Raw genomic sequence first — 23547 nt, 5'->3', positions numbered from 1 at the left:
CTCCCTATCTCCCCGCCGGCAGATCCAGAACGCTGATCAGGCCTGGCTCGGACCCTTGGACCAGCGGCGCCGCGTGGACCACCGTCCAGGCGGTCGCCTTGTCGCCATGCGTGCCGCCCGGGATGATGACGCGGATCCCGGGGTCTCCCTCGAGCTCGATGGCGTCGCGCGGCTCCAGAGCGCCGAGCGCGATGGTGAGGTCGAGCACCGCCACCTCCTTGCCGTCGTGGAAAGCGCGCGCCACCTGCTTGAGCCCGACGATCCCGCCTTTCGGCACCGTGAAGCCGTCGCCCTGCAGGTCCTCGTCCGCTTCCACCGGATCGATGGACTCGTCGACCTCGTCGACCTCCAAGCCCACCCCCAGCGACGCCAGCGCGGCGGATTCCATCAAGCCGACGTGCCCGATGGTGCCCTCGTCGACGCCCCGGTCGAACTCTTCCTCGTTCAGTCCCGCGCCCGTCTTGAGCTGCAGCTGCTTGCGGCGGGTCCGCGAATCCACTACCCGCGTGACGCGGACCCGGTCGACGCGGCCACAGACCGCTCCCAGGGTGGCAGGCAGCCGATCCATCACGAAACCCGGATTGACGCCGGTGCCGAGGAGCGCCCGCTTGCGCTTCTGTGCCAGCTTGTCGAGCCGCTCGGCGATCTCCGGATGCCGCAGCCAGGGATAGGAAAGCTCCTCGCAGGTGGAAACGACGGAGAGGCCCGCGGTGAGGGCCTGCGCGAGCTCGCCCTCGACCCGGTCGAGCCGACTGCCCGTCGCGTGCAAGAGGATGCCGCCCTGGGCTTTGCGCATCTCCGCGCTTGCGTCGGACCCGATCACGACGTCCGGCGTCGGAGCGTCCACTACGTCCGACAACTTCTTGCCTACACGGTGGTGGTCGAGATCGATAGCGGCGACGATCTCCAGATCGTGCTTCTGGAGCGCGCAGCGAGCAATGCCGCGGCCGATGGCCCCGAGGCCCATCAGTGCGACTTTGATCGCCAAGCTGCGCCTCCTGCCCGGTTTGGAAATTTGCAAATTCCCGGGCGCAATGCCTTATAGCCCGCCAATCTTGGGCGAAACAAGCCGAAAGCCGGCCCGCGGCAGGGGGCGGATTCGTTGGGAATTTCACTTGGCGTGTTGCGTCGTCAGGGCGCCAACCTGCCGTATTTCCAGGGAAATGGCGGCTTTTTGCGCTTTCCGGCCGGGCTCGTCGCAACCCACAACGGGAACAGGATTTTTTAAAAATATATAAATTTCAAACGGACTGTCCGAAGCCCCTGGTCGTACCCGCGGGGGACGGGCTAGCCCTTGCGCCGCGCCCCGAACTCCTGAAGCAAGGTCGCGACATTGGGGTCGGTCCAGTTGCGCGGGCCGACGAATTTCAGCCGGAGCTTGCCGTCTCGATCCACTAAGTAGCTTTCAGGGTACTTGGTGGTCCCGTACGTGCGCGACACCTTGGCCCCCTCGTCGAGCGCTACCCGGTACGGCGTCCTCGGCGCTGCGAGGAACTTCTCGACGGGCTCCCATCCGTCGTCCACGCTGACGGTGACCACTTCGAAGCTCTGCGGATCGAACGACTGCGCCAGGCGCCAAAGGCTCGGCATCTCCTCGCGGCAGGGCGGGCACCAGGTCGCCCAGAAGTTCACCAGCACGGTCTTGCCGCGGAGCGAGGAGAGATCGATCTCGCCCCCTCCCCGCGCCGGCAGCTTGAAGCTGAAGGCGGGCTTGCCGTCCATCTCATCGGCTTCCACCGCGCTGCGAGCGCGGTCGCTGACAGCGCCGAAATGCTGGACGCCTTTGGAGATGCCCACGGCGAGCACGGACACGATGGCGAAGGCGACGAACGCCTCCTTGAGCCAGCGCGGCACCACCCAGGTGCGCTTCTCGTCGAGCGGAATCCCCGAGTACGGCTTGCTCATGACGGCGACAGCCTCTCCTTCAGCACCGCGGCGTCGACTCGGTGCTTGAACGCCCGCTGTCCGTCGATCTCGACCACCGGGATGTCGTGCTTGTGCTCCTCGTACAACTCGCCGGACCAGCCGATGTCGATCTCGCGGAACTCGAAGGCGAACTCGCGGCGCAGGGCGAGAATGGCCGCTTTCGCCGTGCGGCACAAGGAGCATCGGTCGCGGGTATAGAGGACGACTTCGTGCATGCGGCTCAGATTTTTCTCTTCTTCCGCCTGTAGTGCTTCACCCGGGCGACCGGGGGTTGGCCGAGCGGGCCGCCCACCAGATAGGCCTTCAGCGCCTCGCGCGCAATGTACGGCGCGTGGATGCGCCACTTGAGGCCGTTCACCACCACGGAGGCGACGGCGATCTTCGGGTCGTCGGCGGGAGCGAACCCTACGAACCAGGAGTAGTCCTTGAACGGGCGCTTGTGGATGCTGAGCGAGCCGGTCTTGCCGGCCACCTGGATGTCGCCGAGCACGTTGCGGTGGCGCTCGCGGAAGATATAGGTAGCGGTTCCTTGCGAGACGGTCAGCTTCATCATGTCGCGCAGCGTGCCGGCCGTCTCCGGGTTGAGCAGGCGCATGGATCCCGTGGGCTCCACCGCCTCGCCGTCGATGGAGTCGATCAGCGAAGGCTCCATGGCCACACCGCCGTTGCCGACCGCGGCCGCGATCAGCGCCGCGTGCATCGGCGACAGCTTCACCTCGCCGAATCCAGCGGCGCTCTTCGCGAAGTCCAGCCCGGTCTCGGGGATCTGCGCGCGCGACTGCTCGAGCGGCTGGTCGAAGATGGGCCGGTTGAAGAGGAACTGCTCGGCCGCCTTGCGCAGGTCGTCCGCGTCGAGGTGCTTCACCGCCATCTTCGCGAACACCACGTTGGCGCTCTTGGCCAGGGCCATGCTCAGCGAAAGGCACCGGCGGTCGAGGTGCGGCTTGTCCTCGAGGAGCTTTCGCACCAGGCGGTGGACGCCGCCGTGGTAGCAGGTCTCCACGTCGGGGTTGACGCCCTTCTCCAAAAGGGCCGCGCCGGTGATGATCTTGAAGACGGAGGCGGCCGGATAAAGGGACTGGGTGGCCCCGCCTTCCCCGTACTCGGCCAGAGCCAGGACCTTGCCGGTCTTCGGGTCGAGCGCCACGACGGCGGCGCCGACCGGCCTGTACATGCGCAGGAGCTTCTCCATCGATCCCTGCAGCTTGGGCTCCAGCGTCAGCCGGGCCTGCTTGCCTTCGGGAGTTTTCGCCACGTAGGCGCCGCCGACGATCTTCGCGTTCTTCCAGAGCCCCAGCCCCTGCGGATGATCGACGTGCTGCACGACGGCGTTCGTCGCCGCGGCCGGAACCTGCTTCACCTCCGCCGGCGCCTCGGAGGCGCCGCCGTCGAGCTCCGCCTGCGCCTCGCCCACGGCGTTGGCGATGTCCTGGGCGTTCGCCTCGTCGGGCTCTCCCATCTGCTCGCCGGGAGTGATCTCGTCGGCGTCCATGGCGGGCGGGCTTTCGCCAGGCCTCTGTTCCGGGGCCTGCTGGCCGCGGGCGGCGAAGCAAAGGCCGGCGACTGCGCAGGCTGTGACGATCAAGACGGGTCGCGGACGCAAACGGCGGCGGTTGTCGTTCACCGTGGGCATGGTACCGGGGGTTGGACGTGCCGCAACTTCTGCGGTTGACGGATCGGTCCTCCGGATCAACCTTCCGGCGCCGTGCTCTCTTCCCTCGACGTCGCTGCGCCGGCGAAACCGTCGTTGTGGTCCGCCCTCGTGGGAGACCTGCAGCCCAGGCACGTGGTCACGGCCGTGGTGCTGCTGGCCCTCGCCTCTGTCTTGTCGCGTTTCATCAATCTCGCCTTCCGGCGGACGCTCGAGCGGCATCGCCAGCGCGGGACCTTGCTTCCGGAAACCGCCACGCAGCTCGCGCTCACCCGGCGGCTCTTGAACGTCGGCATCTGGATCACTGCCACGGCGGTGGTGCTCTCGCAGTTCCAGGCGCTGCGCGTGATCTCCGCCGGCCTTCTCGCATCGGCCGGCATCTCCGGGATCATCGTCGGGTTCGCCGCCCGCGGCACGCTCGGCAACGCCATCGCCGGGCTGACCATCTCGATCACTCAGCCGATCCGCATCGGCGACGACGTGGAGCTGCGCGGCGAGCGCGGCATCGTGGAGGACATCCACTTCACGTACACGGTGCTTCGCCTCGGAGACGGGCGACGGCTCATCATCCCCAACGACGCGCTGGCGTCGGAGGTGGTGAAGAACGCCACCATGGGCGGCGTCACGCGCGTCGCCCGCGCGGAGGCGCTGGTGCCCGCGGCGGGCTCCCCGGAGATCGTGCGCTCCGCCCTGCTCGCCTTGGCGAAGAGCTACGAGCACCTCGATCATGCGGCCGCCGAGCCCGAGGTCTATTACGTCCGCGTCGACGAGCGGGGAACGCTGCTGCGGCTGGTCGCCACCTGCACCGACGCTCCGGCCGCGGACCGGCTGGTCCAGAAGGCGCTCGCCCGGGCGGCGCAGGTCGTGTTCCGGCGCGCACTTTGAGACACAAATCGGCGCTCTTGGCGGCGGAATGAGCGGCGGCACGCCAATGTTTTTCATGTTAGCGTTTCGTCCGCCTGCCGTCCGGCAGTGAACGAAGGGGTCCAAGTGAAGAGCAACTGGAACGTCTTTGTCGCCGTCTGCGTAGGCGCTGTCGCCGGCTTCGCCGTCGGCCAGCAGATGGCCGCGAAGGGCGGCGGGCTGGGAACCACCCTGCGCAATGCGCCGCCGGCAGCCCCCACCCCGGCGCCGGCAGGCGCGGACCAGATCTACAAGGTCGCGCTCGGCGACGCTCCGCAGAAGGGAAGCGCGGAGGCGAAGATCACCATCGTCGAGTGGTCGGACTTCCAGTGCCCGTTCTGCGGCCGGGTGATGGATACGCTCCGCCAGATCGAGAAGAGCTACGGCGCGGACGTCCGCTTCGTCTTCAAGCACAACCCGCTACCCATGCATCCCGACGCGCCGTACGCGGCAAGGGCCGCCATCGCGGCCCAGAAGCAGGGCAAGTTCTGGGAGATGCACGACAAGCTGTTCGAGGCGAACAACTCGCGCCAGCCGGACGCGCTCAAGCAGGAGAAAGTCGACGCGATGGCCAAGGCCATCGGCCTCGACATGGAGCGCTACCAGCGCGACGTGAACGCGGCGGACACCGCGCAGACCATCCGCGACGATCAGACCCAGGCGGCAAAGCTGGGCGCCAATGGGACGCCGCATTTCTTCATCAACGGCGCGCGGGTCTCGGGAGCGATGCCGTTCGAGTCGTTCAAGGCAGTCCTCGAGGGGCAGCTCAAGCGCGCCAACGCGGCGCTGGGCAGCGGCGTCGCGCGGAAGGACCTGTACGAGCACCTGATCAAGGACGGCCAGAGCGGTCCGCCCGCTCCGCCGCCCTCGGCCGTCCCGCAACCACAGGCGCGCAACGTCGACCCCGGTGACGGCCCCTGGGCGGGCTCGAAGAAGCCGAAGGTGACCATCGTCGAATGGTCCGACTTCCAGTGCCCGTACTGCGGAAGGGTCGAGCCGACGCTGAAGCAGATCCTCGACACCTACAAGGACAACGTCCGCCTGGTCTGGCGCAACGAGCCGCTCGGCTTCCACCCGAACGCGATGCCAGCGGCGAAGGCAGCGATGGCGGCCGCGAAGCAGGGGAACGAGAAGTTCTGGAAGATGCACGCGCTGATGTTCGCGCACCAGACCGAGCTGTCGGAAGCGAAGTACGAGGAGTGGGCAAAGCAGATCGGGCTCAATCTCGCCCAGTGGAAGAAAGACAAGGAGTCGCCCGAAGTCGCTGCGCTGATCGCGAAGGACAACTCCTACGCGCAGCAGGTCGGCGCCGAGGGAACGCCCTCGTTCTTCATCAACGGCAAGTTCATCTCCGGCGCCATGCCGTTCGAGACGTTCAAGGCGGTGATCGACGAGCAGGTGCGCAAGGCCGACGAGCTGCTGAAGAAAGGCGTGAAGCAGGACAAGCTCTACCAGGCGCTCGTGGAAGAGAACGTCAAGGCCGCCGGTGGATCGCCGCAGGCGCAGGCCGCCGCGGCCGTTCCTGCCGCGGACCAAAGATTCGAGGTCCAGGTAGGGAACGCGCCGGCGAAGGGTCCGAAGAACGCGCCGGTCACCATCGTCGAGTTCTCCGACTTCCAGTGCCCGTACTGCGGCGGCGCCCAGGAGACGCTGAAGCAGGTGATGGCCCGGTACGGCGGCAAGGTCCGGCTGGTGTGGAAGAACCAGCCGCTCTCCTTCCATCCCAACGCCATGCCCGCGGCGGAAGCCGCCATGGCCGCCTATGGCCAGGGAAACGACAAGTTCTGGGCCATGCACGACCGGCTGTTCACGAATCAGCAGGACCTTTCGCCCGCCTACTACGAGCAGGTGGCGAGGGAGATCGGGCTGGACGTTCCCAGGTGGAAGGAAGCGATCGATTCCCATAGCGGCCAGGCGGCCATCCAGGCCGACATGAGCGCCGGGAACGCGGTCGGCGCCAACGGAACGCCCACCTTCTTCATCAACGGCCGGCGGCTGGTCGGGGCCAGGCCGTTCGAATCGTTCAAGCAAATCATCGATGCGGAGTTGTCCTCAAAGGTGGCAAAGAAGTAACCTGCGCTTCCGTGGCCACTTTTCCGCCGGCGGTCAGCGCCCGCTCTTCGATCAGCAACCCCTCTCCGGTCGGCAGCCCTTCGCGCTCGAGCGGCCCGCCGCCGTCGACGAGCAACGAGTGGCGCATCCGGCCGCTGAAGCGCGGCGATCGCGAAGCAGCCTTCAAGCTGCTCGCCGCCGACGGCTGGGTGGTGCCGGCGCAGGACCAGGAAGCGGTGCTTTCCTGGGTCGTCCAGCATCCGGAGCTCGAGAGCTTCGTCGCGCACGACGCCCTCTCGTACACGCGCATCCTGGCGATGATCACGATGTCGCACCGACCGCAGCTCCGCGTCGGCGGAAGAGTGGCGTCGATCGATCTCTTCGTGGTCGCCGCCGAGCACCGGCACAAGGGCATCGGGCACGACTTGCTGACGCAGGCGCTGCGCCGCAGCGAGGCGCTCGCGTGCAAGCGCGTGGAGATGATGCTTCCCGAGGCGCGCGACGAGCGGCACGCGTTCTTCGAGAGCTACGGGTTCGTCAACAACGGCCGCGACCTCTACGTTCGTGGGATCAGCTAGGGGAGCGCGCGGACGAACCGCGCCGTCTTCCCCGCCTCGATCTCCACCCTCTCCTCGTGGCGCCGCCCGTCTGCGCTCTCGAAAACGACGGTGTGCGATCCGGCGGGCAGCACGATCGGGTTCGCGGCCGGGACCGGCGTCCAGCGGCCGGTGTCGCGTCCGTCGATGGTGAGCCGCGCCGCCGGCTTGGACTGGACGACCAGGTAGCCGATGGTACCGGGAGCGACCGGCGTTGCCGCCGCGATGGGCGGCCCCTCCGCGCGGAGGAGCTGCTCCACCGGCGCAACGTTGTCCGGAGCGCGCATTGGCTTGCGGGCCGCCTGCGGCTTGCGCGGCGGAGGCGGCGCGACAGCCGGCGGCGGCGGCAAACGCGACGGCGCGAGCACGACGCCCTCGACTTGCAAGGGGTGATCCGCCTCGAGCTTCGCGGTGAGCTCGATCGGCATCGCGCCTGCCTTGACGTCCACCGTCGCGGAGAACGGCTTGTATCCCTCCGCGCGCAGCTCGATGCGATGCTTTCCCGGCGCGAGCGTGTGCACGAATGGCGGCAGCTGGCCCGACGGGCGCCCGTCGATGACCAGATCGGCCGCCACCGGCGGGCTGGGCGTTACGATCACCTTCGCCGGCGGAGGCTCCCGGCGGGCCAGCGAGTACGCCAGGGCGACGATCCCGAGCACGGCTGGCGCGGCGACGTAGCGGGCGAGACGCCGCGCCCGGTTCGTCCGGTTCCGCTCCTCGCGCAGCGGCTTCGACAGAGCTCCGGCACGCATCGTCCGCGGCGCCGCGGTGCGGTCCGCAGAGACGTCGAATCGGCTCTTCTCCGCGGCCGCCAGGGCGACGTCGTCGATCTGGATGGTCGGCAGCTCGTGCGGATCGCCGGGGACCGGCGCGCGCGGCGTCTGCGTCAGGTCGGCGACGATCACGGCGGGCAAGCTGTTGCCGGGCGCGGCCCGTGCCCGTGCCGGATCGCGGTCCTCGGCAGCCCCGGCGGCGAGCCAGGTCCGCAGCCTCTGCTGCTCGCTCTCGAATTCCGCCTTGAACTCCTCGCGGATCCAGGCGGCGAGCTGGCGCGCGCCGAACACTCCTCCCCGCCCCACGGTGAAGCGCATCAGATCGTCGTGCAGCTCGGATGCCGTCTGGTACCGCCGCGCCGGATCGTTCGCCATCGCGCGGAGGATGGCCTTCTCCAGCGCTTCCGGGCACTCCGGATTGCGTGAGCGCGGCGGCGGAATCGCGCCGAGGCGCACCTTCTCCAGCACCGCGTAGTCCGAGTCGCCGACGAAGAGCTTCTCGCCGCAGACAAGCTCCCAGAGCAGGATGCCGCAGGCGAACACGTCGCTGCGGCCATCCAGCGCGGAGCCCTTCACCTGCTCCGGCGACATGTAGCTGAACTTCCCCTTGAGAATGCCGGCCTGCGTCTTCTTCTGCAGGCGGCTCTCCGCCTTGGCGATGCCGAAGTCGATCAGCTTCACTTCCCCGTCGAAGCTGACCAGCACGTTCTGGGGGGAGACGTCGCGGTGCACGATGCCCAGCGCCCGTCCCTGCGCGTCGCGCTTGCGGTGCGCGTGGTCGAGCGCCTCGCAGACCTCCCCGACGATCAGGCAGGCCTGCGGCAGCGGCATCGGCTGCTGCCGCTTGCGAAAGCGCTCCATGAGCTGCCGCAGATCGCGCCCGGAGATGTACTCCATGGCGATGTAGAGGCTCTCGTCGTGCTTTCCCAGCTCGAGCACCTGGACGATGTTCGCGTGCGCGAGCTGGACCGCCAGGCGCGCCTCGTCCACGAACATGCGGATGAACTCGGCGTCCTCGCCCATGGTAGGGAGGATCTTCTTGATGGCCAGGAGCCGCTGGAACCCTTCCGCGCCGAAGGCTTTGGCGACGAACACCTCCGCCATGCCGCCGACGGCAATGCGCTCGAGGAGGAGGTATTTCCCGAACCGGATGGGATGGCGCATGACCGAGGGCATTGCAGCGTAGCGCCACTGCGTCGGAACGGGCAAGATGAGACGCATGCACGTCTGCCACGCCTGCCGCAAGGAAGTGGACCTCGGCGTCAGCGGCGCCGCGGGGCGGCGGGACGATTGCCCGCATTGCCGCGCGCCATTGCATTGCTGCTTCAACTGCCACGCCTACGACGCGTCGATGCGCTACGGCTGCCGCGAGCCGCAGGCCGAGCCGCCCAGCGACAAGGAGCGCGCGAACGCCTGCGAGCTTTTCGTGTTCAAGAAGGGCGAACGCGCCGCCAAAGAAGAAGACCCGCGCGCCAAGGCCCTCTCGGCACTGGATGCGCTGTTCAAGAAGTGAGTCGGCGATTGTGCTCTCCGCAACGGATGTGTGTGGCCGGGTACGCATCCCCGGCCTACGGCATCACTCCCGCCCGTCCCAACCTACTGTCCACGGCTGGTAAGCCATTGAATCGTGGGCTCCAAGGGGACCGCCTACAGCCTGCTGGTGGTCGACGACGAGCCGCTCGCGCTGAATCTGATCGAGCGCACGTTCGCGGCAGAAGCGGACATGGACGTCCGCGTGACGACCTCGCCGATCAGGGGCCTCGAGATCGCCGACCGGCAGGAGCTCGACCTCATCATCACCGACCAGCGGATGCCCGAGATGGACGGGCTCGCCTTTCTCGGCCGCGTCCGGGAGCGCAGGCCGCGGGCGCACCGCATCCTGCTCACCGCCTACCCCGAGATGGAGGTCGCGCTCCGCGCGATCAACGACGGCCTCGTCTATCGCTTTGTTCTCAAGCCCTGGGATCTGGATGACATGCGCGTGAGCGTCCGGCGCGCCGTCGAGGCCAAACGGCTGGCGGACGCGCACGAAAGCATGGCGGCAAAGCTCAGCGCCCAATTCGACGAGCTCGTCCGCGCCGAGCGGCTCGCTACGATCGGCCGGTTGTCCGCCGGCGTCGGTCACGAGCTCGCAAACGCGGCGACGCCACTGTTGATGAACGCGCAATGGCTGGGGGAAGAGGTGGTTCGCCTGCGCGAGCTGTTTCGCGCCTGTGCGCAGGCGGTCGAGGCCGGATTCCCGGCGGAGGCGCTCGAGAAGCTCACGGTTCTGACGGGCCGCATGCAGGAGCGCAATTCGGATGACCTCAACGAGATCCTCGCATCGATCGGCGCCGCAGGCATGCAGATGCGGTCCGTGATCGAGGGAATGAAGCGCGCCGTGGGCGACGCCCCGGACCCTGCGCCGTACGACCTCAACCAAGGCGTACTCTCAGCCGTTTCCTTGCTCAGGCATCGGTTCAAGTCCCGCATCGAGCTCGAACGCGACCTGACAGCAATTCCGGCGGTACTCTGCCGAGGACCGGAGATCGCGCAGGTGCTGTTGAACCTCCTCGTCAACGCAGCCGACGCAGTCGAAAGCTCGACGCTGCGGACGGTGCGCGTCCGGACCTGGGAGCGCGGAGGGAAGGTCCACCTGGAAGTTTCCGACAGCGGGCCCGGCATCGACCCTGCGGTCCGGAACCGCCTCTTCGAGGCGTTCGTGACTACCAAGCAGAATGGACGAGGCACCGGGCTCGGACTGAGCATCTGCAAGAACATCGTGGAGTCCCACGGTGGCTCGATCTCCGTCGACTCGGAATCCGGAAACGGCGCGCGGTTCACGGTCACGCTGCCTGCGTGCGCCTGAGCTCCCGGCGCTACGCCGTCTCGCGAGCGATCCAGTCCAGGTACGCGGCGTGCCCCTGCTCCACGGGAATCGCCAGCACCTCGGGCACCTCGTACGGGTGGAGCTCGAGGATGCGCGCCATCAGGCGGGCGAGATGGGTCTTTTGCGTTTTGAGCAGCACGAGCACTTCGTTCTCGTCCTGGATCTTGCCCTCCCAGCGATAGATCGATCGGAGCGCGGGCAGGATGTTCGCGCAGGCGGCGAGCCTCTCGCCGACGACGGCCTTCGCGAACTGCGCCGCCGCGTCGGCGGTGGGCAACGTCGTGAGCACGAGGAGGGCGTCGGTCATCGCGCGGTCAGCCCTTCCTCAGCCTGCTGACGGCGTGCGCGATGGCGGAAGGACCCTTGAGACCTTTCGACGCCAGCCAGCCGAGGACCTTGCCCCCGCCCGACATCATCACGCCGACCCAACCGCGCATGGTCAGCTTGATCAGCCCGCTGTGCAGCTTCACCCGGATCTTCCTCTGCGGGTCCTGCGCGACGATGTGCTGGAAGAACAGGATCCCGAGCTCGCCGACGTCGGCGTTGGGCTGCGCCGCAATGGCCGTGACCGCGCCGGGCGCCATGGTCAGCTCGAAGTCCGGGTCCTTTGCCTTGCCGTCGAGAAAGCGCGGCTTGCCGTCGACCAGCGTGAAGCGGAAATCGCCCTTGATGTCGGTGAACTGCACGCCCACTTCGGCGGCGGATCTCAGGTGCGTGGCGGCTTTGCGGGCGGACTCGCTGGTCTCGAAGAAACGCTGCAAGATCACGTTCGAGGGCTCGGGGGTCTGCTCGGTCGCCATGCCCGCCGCAAGCTATGCGCCCTGCTATGATTGCGCAACATGACCCCGCGTGAAGTGGCGGCGGTGCTGCGGGAGATCTCGCAGCTCCTGCAGCTCAAGGGAGAGAATGCCTTCAAGGTGCGCGCCTACGACATGGGCGCGGACGCCTTCGAGACGCTTCCGCCGGACCCGGCCGCGTCCGGCGGGCTCTATGAGCGCGTCAAGGCCGGCACGTTGTCGGAGCTGGAAGGCGTCGGCAAGGCCATCGATCAGAAGGTCACCGAGCTCGTCAACACCGGCAAGCTCGAATATCTGGAGAAGCTGCGGCTGGACTTCCCGCGCGGCGCGCTCGACCTGGTCCAGATTCCCGGCCTCGGGCCGCGCAAGGCGGCGATCCTGATCCGGGAGCTCGACGTGGTGAACCTCGACGACCTGGAGAAGGCCGCGCACGCAGGGCGGGTGCGGGTGCTCAAGGGATTCGGCGAGAAGACCGAGCAGGCCATCCTCGAAGGCATCGCCAAGGTGCGCGTCCGCCAGACAGCGCGAAAGCCGCTGTGGGAGACGCGGCCACTGGCGGAGCAACTGGTGGCGAGCGTTCGCAGGGCGCTCGGCGTGGTCCGGGCCGAGATCGCGGGCAGCGTCCGGCGCTACAACGAGACCAACGGCGACGTCGACGTGGTCGCCGCGGTCAAGGGCCCGGTCGAGCCGGTCATGCAGGCGTTCGCGGACGCTGCCGGCGTCGCCGAAGTACTGGCGCGCGGCGGCACCAAGTGCTCCGTGCGCCTGCGCGACGGCCTGCAGGCAGACCTGCGCGTGGTCACCGAGGCGCAATTCGCCACCGCCCTCCACCACTTCACCGGAAGCAAGCAGCATCACGTCAAGCTGCGCGGGATCGCGCGCGACAAGGGGCTGAGCATCTCCGAGTACGGGCTGGCGCGGCTGGACGGCGGCGCCCCACTGCAGCCGGAATCGGAAGAGGCGCTGTACGGAATGCTCGGGCTGCAGCCGGTGCCGCCGGAGCTCCGCGAGGATCTGGGCGAGCTGGAGCTGGCGGCAAAGCGCGAGCTCCCGCAGCTCGTCGCACAGCCCGACATCCGCGGCTTCGTGCACTGCCACTCGACCTGGTCCGACGGCAAGGCGACCATCGAGGAGATGGTCCGCGCCGCCGGCGCCCTGGGGGCCGAGTTCATCACCATCACCGACCACACCCGCGCCGCTCATTACGCCAACGGCCTCGACGTGGAGCGGCTCCGCCGCCAGTGGGACGAGATCGCCGAAGTGCAGGAGAAGGTGCCGCAGGTCCAAATCCTCCGCGGCAGCGAGGTGGATATCCTCGAGGACGGCGCCCTCGACTGGCCGCCGGACATCCTCGACAAGCTCGACGTGGTGATCTGCTCGGTCCACCAGCGCTTCAAGCTCGACGAGGCGCGCCAGACCGAGCGCATCCGCCGCGCGCTGCTGCACCCCAAGTGCGGCATCTGGGGGCACCCGACGGGCCGCTACCTCGGCGACCGCGATCCGATGCCGGCGCGCTGGGAAGAGCTGATCGCGATCGCTGCCGAGCGCGGTGTGACCATCGAGTGCAACGGGACTCCGCACCGGCTGGACTTCAGCGCCGAGCTGTTGCGCGTCGCCCGCAAGCACAAGGCGAAGATCTGCCTGTCGGTGGACGCGCACTCGACCAAGGAGCTGGAGAACCTGCACTACGCCGTGGGCACCGCGCGGCGCGGCTGGACGGAACGCGATCGCGTGATCAACGCGCGCCCGGCGGACCAGTTCTTGAAGATGATGTGGAGCCGATCGCCCGTGTGATAGACGCCTGCGCCCATGCGCGAGCTTTGCTGCGTTGCCGGCGCTGCGGTGGCGCTCTCCATCGCGACAGGGGCGGAGGCCGGCGCCGACGACGAGGGCTGGTGGCTGGCGCCCCTCGACCGCCTCACGCTGCGACTCTCGGCCGCCGACGAGCACGACCGCCCTTACTCGCTGCCGGTGCGCCCGCGCCAGATCGCCGGCGGCATCGCACTCAGTTGCGACTATCAGGAGGGCCGTCCCTGCGGCGACGGCGTCGGAACCGCGCTGGAGCTCGACTCCGCGGCCGGCTGGGGCGGACTGGTCACCGCGGCAACTCGCCTTCGCGTCTCCGCCGGGACGGACCATTACGCCAGCGGCTTCATCGTCGACCGCGCGTACCTCAAGTTCGAATCCGACCCGTTCGCGCTGCAGGTCGGCCGTGACGTGCTCGTGCTGGGTCCTTCGGTCCGTGCGGCGCTGATGCTCTCGACCAACGCCGCTCCTCAGGATGGATTTCGCGCGCAGCTCAAGCCCGTCGCCCTCCCCTTCGCCAAGGACGTCCGCATCTCGTTGCTCTACTTCCTCGACCGCCTGCGGCAGCCACAGACCTTCCGGGGGACGCTGCTCGACTGCGCCCGCGCCCAGCTCGACTTCGGAGATCGCGTTCAGCTGGGGGGCTCGCGGATGCTGATGCTGGGCGGCGAAGGCGCCCCCGACTACGGCGGCTTCACTGGTTTCATCCTCGAGCACTTCGGCCGCACCCACGAGACACCGACCGGGACGGCGGAGAACAACCGGCTCTCGTTCGATCTCTCCGTCCGCCTTCCGGAGCTGCGAGGCGCGCGGCTGTACTACGAGATTGCCTTCGAGGACACACGCAAGGCCTTCTGGAACTCCGTCGAGTACGACGCCGATCACCTGCTGGGCATCGAGCTGCGCGCCATCCGGCTCGGCCCCTGGCGGCGGCTCTTCGTCGAGCTGGAGCACACCGGCTGGGTCTCGCAGGAGCACGGCGTCTTCACCACCGGGATGACAAATGCCGGCCGCACCCTGGGCTCCGCGCTGGGCCCGGACGGTACGTCTTTGTGGATCCGCGCCGACTTCGAGCATGCGGCGCTGACGATCTCGCCCTGGTTCGAGTGGCTGCGCTTCTCCGGCGACACTTACGGTTCCGACCAGGCGCGCGGCGTGTTCGTGGTCGCGAGGGGACCCGTCGAGCATCGACGCCGGCTCGGGATCGACGCGCAGGCGACGGTGGCGCCGTTGGTCGTCTCGGCGGGGCTCTTCGGCGAGGGCATCGACAACGCCGATCTGGTGAACGGCTCGACACGCTGGAGCGGAGGGCTCCGCGCCGCGGTGACGTGGACGCCTTAGCTACAGCTCGAACTTCGCTTCCTCGATCAGCTCGCGGACGCGGTGCAGGAACCCGTTCCCCGTCACGCCGTCGATCAGATGACGCGGTGATCGTACGAGAGCGTCAGGTACATCATCGAGCGGATGACGATGGCGTCCTCGCCGTCGCGCTCGCGCACCACCGCCCGCTTGACGATCTCGCCCATGCGCAGGATGCCGACCTGCGGCTGGTTGATGATGGCGGCGCCGAAGAGGTTTCCCTTCAGCCCCGGATTGGAGACGGTGAACGACCCGCCGGAGAGCTCGTCGGCCGTCACCTTGCCGGTGCGACCGCGGGCGGCGAGGTCGTCGATGGCGCGCGCCAGACCGAGGACGCTGAGCTCGTTGGCCTTGCGGATCACCGGAACCAAAAGCCCCTTCTCCGTTTCCACCGCGACGCCCAGGTTCACGTCCTTGCGCAGGATGACGCTCTCGTCCTGCACCACCGCGTTCAGCCGGGGAAATTCGGCCAGGGCCTGCACCGTGGCGCGGCAGACGCCGACCAGGAAGCTGGGCGCCTTGCCTCCGGTCTCCTTGGCCCGCTTCCACTCCCCTCGCAGCCGGGTCAGGTTGGTCATGTCCACTTCCGCCGTGCAGGGTACGTGCGGGCTCGTGGCCTTGCTGTAGACCATGTGCTCGGCGATGAGGCGCCGGCGCTGGTCGAACGGCACCACCTGGTCGCCTTCCTTCGGCGTGTACCGCGGCGGCTTGTACGCGCGCAGCGTGATCGCGATGGGCCCGAATCCCTGGTAACCCGGCCCGAAGCTGGGCGGCGGGGGCTGCGAGTACACCGGCGCGATCGGCGGCTGGGAATACGGCTGCGCGTATGGCGGCGGGGGCGCGGTGGGCGCCTTCTGGCCGGGGAACGTGCTCAAAGGCGGCTGCAGCTCGGACTGCTGGGAGGAGGTGGCGCCCTTCTCCAGATACGTGGTGACGTCGGACTTCATCACCCGGCCGCCCGCGCCAGATCCCGGCACCTTGCTCAGATCCAACCCGTGCTCCTGCGCGACGTTGCGTCCGACCGGCGTGGCGCGGACGCCGTTTGCGTCGGCATCGGCTTCCGCCGTGGCGGCCCCGGAAGGCGCAGCGGGAGAGGCAGCCTTAGGCGCCGGCTTCGCCTGAGGCGCCGCAGCGGCGGCGGCGGCCCCTGCTTCGTCGAGTCGCGCCAGCGCCCCGCCCACCGTGACCACCGCCCCTTCCTTCGCGAGCTGCTCCACCAGCACGCCCGCGCTCGGCGAGGGAATCTCGGTGTTCGCCTTGTCGGTGGCGATCTCCACCAGCGGCTCGTCGCGCTCCACCTTCTGACCCGGCCGCGCGATCCAGCGGACCACCGTGCCTTCCATGACCGATTCGCCGAGCTGCGGCATCACGACCGTCGTCATGGAGGGCGCAGTTAGCGCGCGCACCGCGGCGTGTCAAACTGGCGCAAAGGCCTTTCGCACACGACAATGCACGGGTGCGGGAACGGCTCCACGCTCTCGGCACCGCGCTGGGAAAGCAACCGCACTTGATGGCGGTGCGCGACGGCGTGGTCGGAAGCCTGCCGCTCATCCTCCTCGGCAGCCTCTTTCTCCTCCTGGCGCAGCCGCCTTGGCCGGCGCTGTCCCGGTTCTTGCCGGCGCCTTCGACGTTGCTCTCCGGGTATCAGGCCTGCGCCGGGCTGGTCTCCATCTACGCCTGCGTGGCCACCGCCTTATCCCTGTCGCGGCGGCGGGAGAGCGATCCCGTCGCAGGCGCCACCACGGCGCTCGCCGTCCTGCTCGTCGCGCAGTACCCGGTGAACAAGATGCTGTCGATGGCGGCTCTCGGCGCGGCCGGACTCTTCCCGGCCTTCGCGGGAGCCATCTTCGCGGTGGAAGTCCTGCATGCCTTCCAGCAGCGGAAGTGGGGAATCAAGCTGAGCGGCGGCGCGCCCGACGTGGTGGTGCGCAGCTTCGCGGCGCTGCTGCCCAGCGTGACCTGCGTCGTGCTGGTCTGGTTCGTCGTGCACGTGCTGGGCATCGACCTGGCGGGCGGCATCGCGGCGCTCTTCCGGCCGCTGCTGCGCGGGGGCGATTCGCTGTACGCGGTGGTGATCGTCGTCCTCATCGACAGCGCGCTCTGGCTCATCGGCGTCCACGGCATCGCGGTGCTTGCGGCGGTGCGCCCCCTCTGGCTGGCGGCACTGGCGGAGAACATGACCGCCGCCAGCGCCGGCCACGCTCCCCCGCACGTGTTCACACAGGAGTTCTTCATCTGGTTCATCTGGCAGGGCGGGTCGGGGACGACGCTCGCCTTTGCCATCCTCTTGCTCTTCGCGCGCTCGAAGCAGCTCCGGCTGGTGGGCGAGGCCGGAATCGTTCCCGCCGTCTTCAACATCAACGAGCCGCTCCTCTTCGGCGCCCCGGTGGTGATGAACGGCAAGCTCGCGCCGCCCTTCATCGCCGCGCCGGTCATCCTGGCCGTCATCTCGTGGTGCGCGATGCATTTCGGCGCCGTGCGGCCACCGTACATCGAGGTGGTGTGGACGCTGGTACCTGAGCAGCGGCGGCGATCTAAAGGCGCTGGTGTTGCAGCTCGTGAACCTGGTCATCGCGTTGATCATCTGGTGGCCATTCGTCCGCCGATACGATCGTCACCTCGTCTCCGCGGAGGCAGCTGCCGGCTCGACGACCACGAGCGGCGCCCTTCCCGGGCGGACCCCGAGCTCCCAGTAGAGCCCATCGGGTGCCTTGCCGCGGACGCGGATCCACCCGTTGTGCACGCATTGCAGGTGGTGGGCGGCGCAGAGGCTGACGAGGTTCGTTGGATCGTCGGAGCCGCCTGCGGAGCGGAACTGGATGTGGTGGACGTGCACCGCTGCGCGAGTACACCCCCAGACCTGGCACAAGCCGAGATCCCGCTCGAGGACGCGCTTCCGGGCCGTATTCGGCTCCTCCAAGGCGGCTTTCCAGACCTCCAGGAAGTGCTCGGCGATGCGCACGAGGCATTCGCCGGGCGAAATCCACTGCCCAGCGGCGTTGCGAACGGCGTGAAAGGCCATGGCTAGCAGCCCGCGAATGTGCCTGGGGACCACGATCTCGACATTGCCCCGCGCGCACATCTGCGCCTCCTCTTCGCCCTGCAGCGCGGCCCTGAGCGCGACGCAGCTCATCCGTCCGGCGCGCTCGATCCAGGTGTCCAATGACCCTGCGTCGGCGTAACGGGCGATGATCCGCGCCTTCTCGTACGACACCCGCCGCTCGCACATGGCCTGGCGGAGCGAGGGCAGGTCATAGAGGCGGCGCTCGAGCGACGCGCGCTGCTGGACCGCGCGCTCCGACATCCCCAGCCGCTCATCGCAGTAGTGGCCGAAGGACGCGAATCCGAGAAGGCGCCAGGCCTGCGTCCTCTGCAAAAGCATCGCGAGATGGCCGAAGAGCCCGTCCCAGTCGTCGCGCTGGCTGGCGAGCCGCCGCAGCTGCTCATGAAGCCCATGCGCATCGGCATGCACATCGGGAATGGGCTCCCAGACCGCCACCGGACTCACCTGCATGAGCGCCGCCCACCGCGCGCTCTGCTCCTCGAGCCATTTCTTCGCCGGCTCCATCCAGTCGTCGACGGGCACGGCCGGCACCGGGTCGGAGAGGCCTCGCCGTCGGGCGTCGCATGCGCCCCGATGCATTCCTGGCAGAGCACCACGAGCCGTTCCCACTTCGGCACGTTGGCGCCGAGGGCCTTGCCGGCGAGCGCGATGGCTTCATCGAAGCGCTGCCGCCCTGCGGCCGGAATGTCGATGCAGACCCGGTCCCACTGCTCGTCCTCCTCGGGGTCGCGACCGCTGGGATCCTTCACCGCAGCCTGGAGCGCGCGGACCGTCTCCTTCCGTGCCCGCGCCACCCAATCCGCTTCGGCCTCACCCCGGGCGACCGGCAGCACCGCCTCCGCCTGCCGCACGCTGACCTCCCCGCTCCGGACGGCCTCGGCCAGCAGCGGGCAGTCCCGGAGCCGGCGCGCGAATCGGGCCATCTTCTGGGCGGTGCTGGCGCGGATTCCCAGCATTTCGCGGGCGTAGTCGCCGACGCTGACGCGGTCGCCGGTCCCGAGGACGTCGAGGTGTTCGCCGATGGCGATATCCAGGGCGCCGCGGCCGCGGGAGACGCTGGCCAGGACGGAGTCGATGGCTTTCGCAAGGAGAACGCCGACGGCCTCGTCCCGGACGCGGAGGATGGGCCACTGGAGCATCGCCGCGGCTTTGGCCAGCGCCGCCAGGCGGGGGTTGGGTGGATCGACAGGCGCTTCGCTCATTCTTTCTGGATAGCAGGACCCTCTGACATTCAAGTCCACGGGCCCGACGCCTTCAGCGCCTAGAACGAAATCTCGAGTCCGGACACGATCTTACCGGCCCGATTCCGGAAGACCTGATTGTCGTAAGGCCACCAGCCGGCGAACAGGAGCAGGGCCGCGTGGTCGCCATAGAGGAACATGTCGAGGTTCAGCGCGTGGGATCGCTGCAGCTGGCCCTTGTCGCTCCAGTAGAGGACGTTTGCTGATTCGAGTCCCAGCCCAAGCCGGCTCCAGCGGAAGATGTCGATCCGCGTGTTCGCCTCCAGCCTGATCAGATAGGGCTGGCGCTGCCAGGGGTCGCCGCGCGGCAGGTAGAAGGTGGGCATCACGAAGTATGCAAGCCCCAGAGGGAGCGACGCGCCTCCGTCGACGTCGCCCGGGTACCGGTACTTCTGGAGGTATGCGAGCGTCCCGAAGGCGAGCCCAGCCGACGTCATCTTGTAATCCTGTCCCGGCCACCACCGGTCGATGCCGTGATGGCAGTCATGCCGGACCAGCAGCTCGAGGAAATGCTTCTGCAGCTCCGTCCTGGCGCCAACCCCGAAGGTCCACCGGCCGCGGTTGGGGTCGAAGATCATCTTCGGGTCGGCGCCCCGTCCCATGTCGGTCTCGTTCTCGAAGCGGAAAACGAGGAAGGAGCGCTTGTACCGGAGAAGCTCGGACTCGAGGCCGATGAAGGTGTCGATCCAGTTATCGGGGCCCCAGTCGAAGTACATGAAGCTGCGGATGTGACCGTGGCCGGAGAGGGGGACGTCGAAGTCCTTCGCCGCAGCGGGCGCCGACCGCGCTGCAGACGCCAACGCGCAGGAGACGAGCAGCAGCTGAAACCACTCCCCACGTGACCTGATGAATGCAGCGCCCATGCGATGCACGGCGGGCGAGCCCGGTCGTGCGACGGACAAGAGCGCGCGAGCAGTGCCTTGCCGCCATCCCGCCAGCGTGGATAAGCGCAGCGCGCACAACGGAGGAGGAGCTCATGAGCGCCCCGCAACCTCGGCGATCTGTTCCAGGTGGCCTTCGACCCTTTCCACCGCGGGGCCCGACAACGGCGCCGAGAACCCGAGCAAGCGGCGACTCATCCGCGCCAACTTCACGCACCAGCTCACTGCAAGCACGGGCGTCGTCACCGCCGGGGACATCCGCCGCCACTGATGCCGCGAGCGATTCTCCGGACCTTTCAATCGGTAAAGTGTGCTGCGAGCCTGATCGCGATGACGATTGTGGAGCGAAACTCGCGAAAAGGCGGGCCAAGCGCTCATAACGCATGCGGTCTTGCGGTTCGTACCTTCGTCGGAGTAAGCACCGTCATTGCGAAGGCTCCTCGCTCTCCCGCGGGAGCGCTACGGCGGCACGAGCTTTCGGATTGCATTGCCGGCATGGAGAGCACCTCCGGGGCGGGTGGGTATCGCGGAAATCGCTCTCTGGATTGCATGGCCGTGGAGCCACGATGGCGGAAAGCTTCACTCCACTGCTCGGGCCATCGAACTCGATCGACGCCTGCCTCGAGCCGGGGGCGCCACAGCGGCGCCGCGGTAGCGCAACCCCGAACCCGGCGCACTCATTTCGAGCTCAGCTGATACCGCTGCAATGGCCCGGCGATTGCTGGTGCGCCAATGCAGCCTGGTACGGATCCGCACGCACCCGGCACATGCCAGCCAGGATTCGATCGACTCCCGCGAGGTCTTCGATGCGACGCATCACGTCGAGCAGTGCCATTGGTGTACTGACGCTGCGCAGCGCTCGCTTTGCCCTGGCGGTACGCCTTTGCTTGCTGGCGACGATTCCAGCGTCGTTCTCATGCGGGAAAGCGGCTGAGCCACGAGCAGTCCTCGCGACGCGGCGAGCAAAATCGCCGGCTGCCTCGACTGATTCGCCTGGTATTCCTCCCGTCCAGGCGTTGGCAATCGATCCGCTCACTCCGAGCACCCTGTACGCAGGAACAGACGACGGTCGCGTCTTCAAGAGCACCGATGGGGCCGCGAATTGGACGTCCAGCCGAGCAGCGGATGCTCGCGTCACGACGCTGGCGATAAACCCGGTTACCCCGGGCACGGTCTATGTCGGCACCTCCCGGTATGGCCCCGATGCCGCGGGCACTGATCCGTCGGCGACCGGAGGCGTGTTCAAGAGCACGGACTCGGGCGCTACCTGGAGCAACACAGGTTTGACCAACCGTCCTGTGCGCAGCCTTGTCGTTGACCCCGTGACCCCGACTACCCTGTATGCCGTGCTCGACGATGCTGGCGGTTCGCCGGTCGCCGGACCCCGCGGCGGGCTCCTGAAGAGCACCGACGGAGCCGCGACCTGGGACACCTCCCTGTCGAACGAACAGACGTCCGGTCAGGTTCGGTCAGTCGCGATCGATCCTCTGACCCCCAGCACCCTCTATGCAGGTGCGTGGGGGGCATCGCCTGAAATGGGTTGGGGAGAAATGTACAAGAGCGTCGACGGCGGCGGGAGCTGGGTGCTGTTGGCCGACTCGAGCGTCTTTGCCGACGCTGTCGAGGTGTTGGCCATCGCGCCGGGCAATGGCGCCACCTACGCAGGTCTCGCGACCTACGGGCTCTATGCGAGCCCGGACGATGGCGCGACCTGGTACGGCACGGGGCTGTGGGGAGACAACTACTGGTCCGCCACCACGATCTCGGCACTCGCCGTCGATCCCGTAAATCCAGCCACCCTTTATGCCGTCGCGTCAACGTGGGACCCGCAATCGTGGTTCTGGACCCCGGCTCCGGACTCTTCGGGCGTCTTCAAAAGCACGGACGCCGGAGGCACGTTCAACCCGGTCAACAGCGGGTTGACCGACAGACTCCGCGCCTTTGGCCTGGATGACTATATCCGCGCCATTTCGATCGACCCCAAGACGCCGTCGAGCCTCTATGCGGGAACGAGCGGCGGGGTTCTCAAGAGCACGGACGGAGGCGCGAGCTGGAGCCTTACCGGTCTCTTTCAGCACTCGTTGCTCGCGTCCGTCGTCGTGCCGGACGTGAATGGTGGAACGCCGGCCACCGGGTGGGTCACGCTCGCGCAGCCGGCACCGGCAGGTGGGGCCACGATCGCGCTTTCGATCACGCCCGCTGATATCGGCACCGTACCCCCGACAGCGACGGTGCCCGCGGGAGATACAAGAGCGACCTTCACCGTTTCGACCCACAGAGTGACCACGGTTACCGCGATCGACGTATCCGCCACCCTCGGTGACGCTGTCAGACACGCTCACGCCTGGGTGTACGAACCGACGCACCTCGAGTTGACCCTCCGTCACGCCGTCGCAGGTGGAACTCCCTCGCAGGGAAACGTACGAGTTGTCGGTGCGCCATTTTACCAGCTCGTCCCCCTCTGGCTCTCGAGCAGCAACCCGGCAGTCGCTGACGTCCCAGGGTACGGTTCGACCTTTGGAACGTATGGCATCGACTTCATGATTACGACCAGGGCGGTGACCACCGACACTCCGATTATGATCACCGCTCAAGTGAGGATGCTCAACGACGAGTACTTGACGACGTCCGCAATCATCATCGTGACGCCCCCGCCGACCGGAATCAGGTCAGTGACGCTGAATCCGAGCACCATTCCCGGCGGCAGCAACGTTTCGTCGTCTGTCACCGTGACCCTCAACGGGGCGGCCCCGGCGAACCCGCCGCTGGTCGTATCCTACTCGAGCAGCAATCCCGCCGTCGTGGCGAACGGCAGCGTTCAAGTGCCTTGGGGTGAGACGAGTGTGACCTTTCCGATCAGCGCGGGTCCGGTGACCTCCACCATGCCAGTGACGATCTCGGCGTCTTTCAACGGCAGCTCGAGGTCCGCGATACTCACGGTGACAGCTCCAGCCGCGTACTGATCGGTTGGCTCGACGCCGTGAGGAACGCCGCCGGGTGCAGTCACTCGGTCTCGACTGCCGTCACCGGTCGGGCGTACGATGGTCTCGTGCGTGCGCGGCACGATGGTGGCGCATCTGAGCACCGCGCGGACATCGAGAGTGACGGGCCCTACTGCGGAGCAGCCGATGCCACTCCTCGTCTTCGTCGGGGTCGCAACCGCCGGGATGGTTCACTGCAGCTTTGAGCCGACGAACGGTCTCCCCTTTCCGCGCTCGCGCCACCCAGAACGCTTCTGCTTCGCCCCGAGCGACCGGCAGTACCGCCTCGGCCTGCCGGACGGTGACCTCGCTACCCCGGACGGCCTCGCGGAGCACCGGGCTATTCCGGAGCCTCGGGCGAAGCGGGCCGTCTTCTGGGCGGTGCTGGCGGGGGGCCCACGAGATTCGCTCTGCTGAACCTCCAACCCGGTGATTCTGACAACCTGCTCCAGTATGAGGGGGATCTGGTCATCACCACGCCGAATGGTGCCCTCACGATTCATGACAAGGGCGTCCTCGACTCCGCGGAAGGCAGCTTCTTCGAGATCGACCAAATCGTCGACGGCACGGGCACGTTCACGAGCGCCACCGGTCTGCTCTTCTCGCAGGGTATGAGTACGCCAACCGGCTTCGAGGGCGTCATTGCCG

The 23547-nt window shown here is 67.8% G+C and carries 17 protein-coding genes and 2 pseudogenes; 9 read left to right on the top strand and 10 right to left on the bottom strand.

What is annotated here, in order from left to right; genetic code table 11:
- Positions 1 to 4: 4 nt before the first annotated feature.
- The 4 genes from E6J58_06000 to E6J58_05985 all read right to left on the bottom strand — a co-directional run bounded on the left by E6J58_06000 (position 5) and on the right by E6J58_05985 (position 3799).
- Positions 5 to 967 (bottom strand): dihydrodipicolinate reductase, encoded by a 963-nt coding sequence (locus tag E6J58_06000; protein TMB40142.1) that lies wholly within the window; start codon positions 965 to 967, stop codon positions 5 to 7.
- Positions 968 to 1287: 320 nt separating this feature from the next.
- Positions 1288 to 1905 (bottom strand): TlpA family protein disulfide reductase, encoded by a 618-nt coding sequence (locus tag E6J58_05995; GenBank protein ID TMB40079.1) that lies wholly within the window; start codon positions 1903 to 1905, stop codon positions 1288 to 1290.
- The gene (locus tag E6J58_05990) at positions 1902 to 2141 is read right to left on the bottom strand and encodes a glutaredoxin family protein (protein TMB40078.1); all 240 of its coding nucleotides are present in this window, start codon (positions 2139 to 2141) and stop codon (positions 1902 to 1904) included. Before E6J58_05990 ends, E6J58_05995 begins: the two co-directional genes overlap by 4 nt.
- A 5-nt stretch (positions 2142 to 2146) precedes the next feature.
- Positions 2147 to 3799, bottom strand: a complete 1653-nt coding sequence (locus E6J58_05985; GenBank protein ID TMB40077.1) for a penicillin-binding protein — start codon at positions 3797 to 3799, stop codon at positions 2147 to 2149.
- Here E6J58_05985 and E6J58_05980 point away from each other — a divergent pair.
- From E6J58_05980 to E6J58_05970, 3 genes are all read left to right on the top strand, one after another.
- Entirely contained in the window at positions 3602 to 4462 is an 861-nt protein-coding gene (locus E6J58_05980; protein ID TMB40076.1) for a mechanosensitive ion channel, read from the top strand. The two genes, E6J58_05985 and E6J58_05980, sit on opposite strands and share 198 nt — an antisense overlap.
- Positions 4463 to 4639: 177 nt before the next feature.
- A complete protein-coding gene (locus E6J58_05975; GenBank protein ID TMB40141.1) occupies positions 4640 to 6553 on the top strand; it encodes a thioredoxin in 1914 nt (637 codons plus the stop codon).
- On the top strand, positions 6499 to 7110 hold the full coding sequence (locus tag E6J58_05970; GenBank protein TMB40075.1) for a GNAT family N-acetyltransferase: 612 nt from the start codon (positions 6499 to 6501) through the stop codon (positions 7108 to 7110). The genes E6J58_05975 and E6J58_05970 overlap by 55 nt, the downstream gene beginning before the upstream one ends.
- Before the next feature lie 1037 nt (positions 7111 to 8147).
- Here the strand turns inward: E6J58_05970 and E6J58_05965 are convergent.
- A pseudogene (locus E6J58_05965) lies at positions 8148 to 9065 on the bottom strand (serine/threonine protein kinase).
- A gap of 55 nt (positions 9066 to 9120) precedes the next feature.
- Between E6J58_05965 and E6J58_05960 the strand changes: the two are divergent.
- The gene (locus tag E6J58_05960) at positions 9121 to 9414 is read left to right on the top strand and encodes a hypothetical protein (protein TMB40140.1); all 294 of its coding nucleotides are present in this window, start codon (positions 9121 to 9123) and stop codon (positions 9412 to 9414) included.
- Between the two features lie 114 nt (positions 9415 to 9528).
- A complete protein-coding gene (locus E6J58_05955) occupies positions 9529 to 10749 on the top strand; it encodes a response regulator (GenBank protein ID TMB40074.1) in 1221 nt (406 codons plus the stop codon).
- Positions 10750 to 10759: 10 nt separating this feature from the next.
- Here E6J58_05955 and E6J58_05950 read toward each other — a convergent pair whose 3' ends face one another.
- Entirely contained in the window at positions 10760 to 11077 is a 318-nt protein-coding gene (locus tag E6J58_05950) for a divalent-cation tolerance protein CutA (GenBank protein TMB40073.1), read from the bottom strand.
- Between the two features lie 7 nt (positions 11078 to 11084).
- Complete coding sequence (locus tag E6J58_05945; protein TMB40072.1) at positions 11085 to 11570, bottom strand: AAA family ATPase; 486 nt, start codon at positions 11568 to 11570, stop codon at positions 11085 to 11087.
- Between the two features lie 39 nt (positions 11571 to 11609).
- Here E6J58_05945 and polX point away from each other — a divergent pair, with 39 nt between their 5' ends.
- Both polX and E6J58_05935 read left to right on the top strand, forming a co-directional pair.
- Positions 11610 to 13361, top strand: coding sequence for a DNA polymerase/3'-5' exonuclease PolX (polX, locus tag E6J58_05940; protein TMB40071.1), 1752 nt, complete (start codon positions 11610 to 11612; stop codon positions 13359 to 13361).
- Between the two features lie 15 nt (positions 13362 to 13376).
- On the top strand, positions 13377 to 14714 hold the full coding sequence (locus E6J58_05935) for a capsule assembly Wzi family protein (protein ID TMB40070.1): 1338 nt from the start codon (positions 13377 to 13379) through the stop codon (positions 14712 to 14714).
- On the opposite strand, the pseudogene E6J58_05930 reads toward E6J58_05935, so the two are convergent.
- Positions 14715 to 16114, bottom strand: a pseudogene (locus E6J58_05930) (2-oxo acid dehydrogenase subunit E2).
- A 74-nt stretch (positions 16115 to 16188) separates the two neighbouring features.
- Here E6J58_05930 and E6J58_05925 point away from each other — a divergent pair.
- Entirely contained in the window at positions 16189 to 17760 is a 1572-nt protein-coding gene (locus E6J58_05925) for a PTS sugar transporter subunit IIC (GenBank protein TMB40069.1), read from the top strand.
- 476 nt (positions 17761 to 18236) lie between these two features.
- Here the strand turns inward: E6J58_05925 and E6J58_05920 are convergent, their stop codons facing one another.
- Together E6J58_05920 and E6J58_05915 are read right to left on the bottom strand one after the other, a co-directional pair.
- Positions 18237 to 18998, bottom strand: coding sequence for a hypothetical protein (locus tag E6J58_05920; GenBank protein TMB40068.1), 762 nt, complete (start codon positions 18996 to 18998; stop codon positions 18237 to 18239).
- A gap of 59 nt (positions 18999 to 19057) precedes the next feature.
- Positions 19058 to 19837 carry a hypothetical protein gene (locus E6J58_05915; protein TMB40067.1) on the bottom strand — a complete coding sequence of 260 codons (780 nt, stop codon included), beginning with the start codon at positions 19835 to 19837 and terminating at the stop codon, positions 19058 to 19060.
- A gap of 1097 nt (positions 19838 to 20934) precedes the next feature.
- On the opposite strand from E6J58_05915, the gene E6J58_05910 reads away from it, so the two are divergent.
- On the top strand, positions 20935 to 22881 hold the full coding sequence (locus E6J58_05910; protein TMB40066.1) for a hypothetical protein: 1947 nt from the start codon (positions 20935 to 20937) through the stop codon (positions 22879 to 22881).
- Positions 22882 to 23547: the final 666 nt, after the last annotated feature.

This window comes from Deltaproteobacteria bacterium (genome assembly GCA_005879535.1).
GTDB lineage: Bacteria > Myxococcota > Myxococcia > Myxococcales > 40CM-4-68-19 > 40CM-4-68-19.
This window is presented reverse-complemented; position numbering and strand designations above follow the sequence as displayed.

Bases quoted from the DNA above. Each gene is read 5' to 3' on its own strand.
- E6J58_05985 (TMB40077.1), bottom strand. From the start codon at position 3,799: ATGCCGCTCGAGCGTCCGCCGGAAGGCGAGATTGATGAAACGCGACAA.
- E6J58_05935 (TMB40070.1), top strand. From the start codon at position 13,377: ATGCGCGAGCTTTGCTGCGTTGCCGGCGCTGCGGTGGCGCTCTCCATC.
- E6J58_05975 (TMB40141.1), top strand. From the start codon at position 4,640: ATGGCCGCGAAGGGCGGCGGGCTGGGAACCACCCTGCGCAATGCGCCG.
- E6J58_05950 (TMB40073.1), bottom strand. From the start codon at position 11,077: ATGACCGACGCCCTCCTCGTGCTCACGACGTTGCCCACCGCCGACGCG.
- E6J58_05990 (TMB40078.1), bottom strand. From the start codon at position 2,141: ATGCACGAAGTCGTCCTCTATACCCGCGACCGATGCTCCTTGTGCCGC.
- E6J58_05945 (TMB40072.1), bottom strand. From the start codon at position 11,570: ATGGCGACCGAGCAGACCCCCGAGCCCTCGAACGTGATCTTGCAGCGT.
- E6J58_05960 (TMB40140.1), top strand. From the start codon at position 9,121: ATGCACGTCTGCCACGCCTGCCGCAAGGAAGTGGACCTCGGCGTCAGC.
- E6J58_06000 (TMB40142.1), bottom strand. From the start codon at position 967: ATGGGCCTCGGGGCCATCGGCCGCGGCATTGCTCGCTGCGCGCTCCAG.
- E6J58_05920 (TMB40068.1), bottom strand. From the start codon at position 18,998: ATGAGCGAAGCGCCTGTCGATCCACCCAACCCCCGCCTGGCGGCGCTG.
- polX (TMB40071.1), top strand. From the start codon at position 11,610: ATGACCCCGCGTGAAGTGGCGGCGGTGCTGCGGGAGATCTCGCAGCTC.
- E6J58_05995 (TMB40079.1), bottom strand. From the start codon at position 1,905: ATGAGCAAGCCGTACTCGGGGATTCCGCTCGACGAGAAGCGCACCTGG.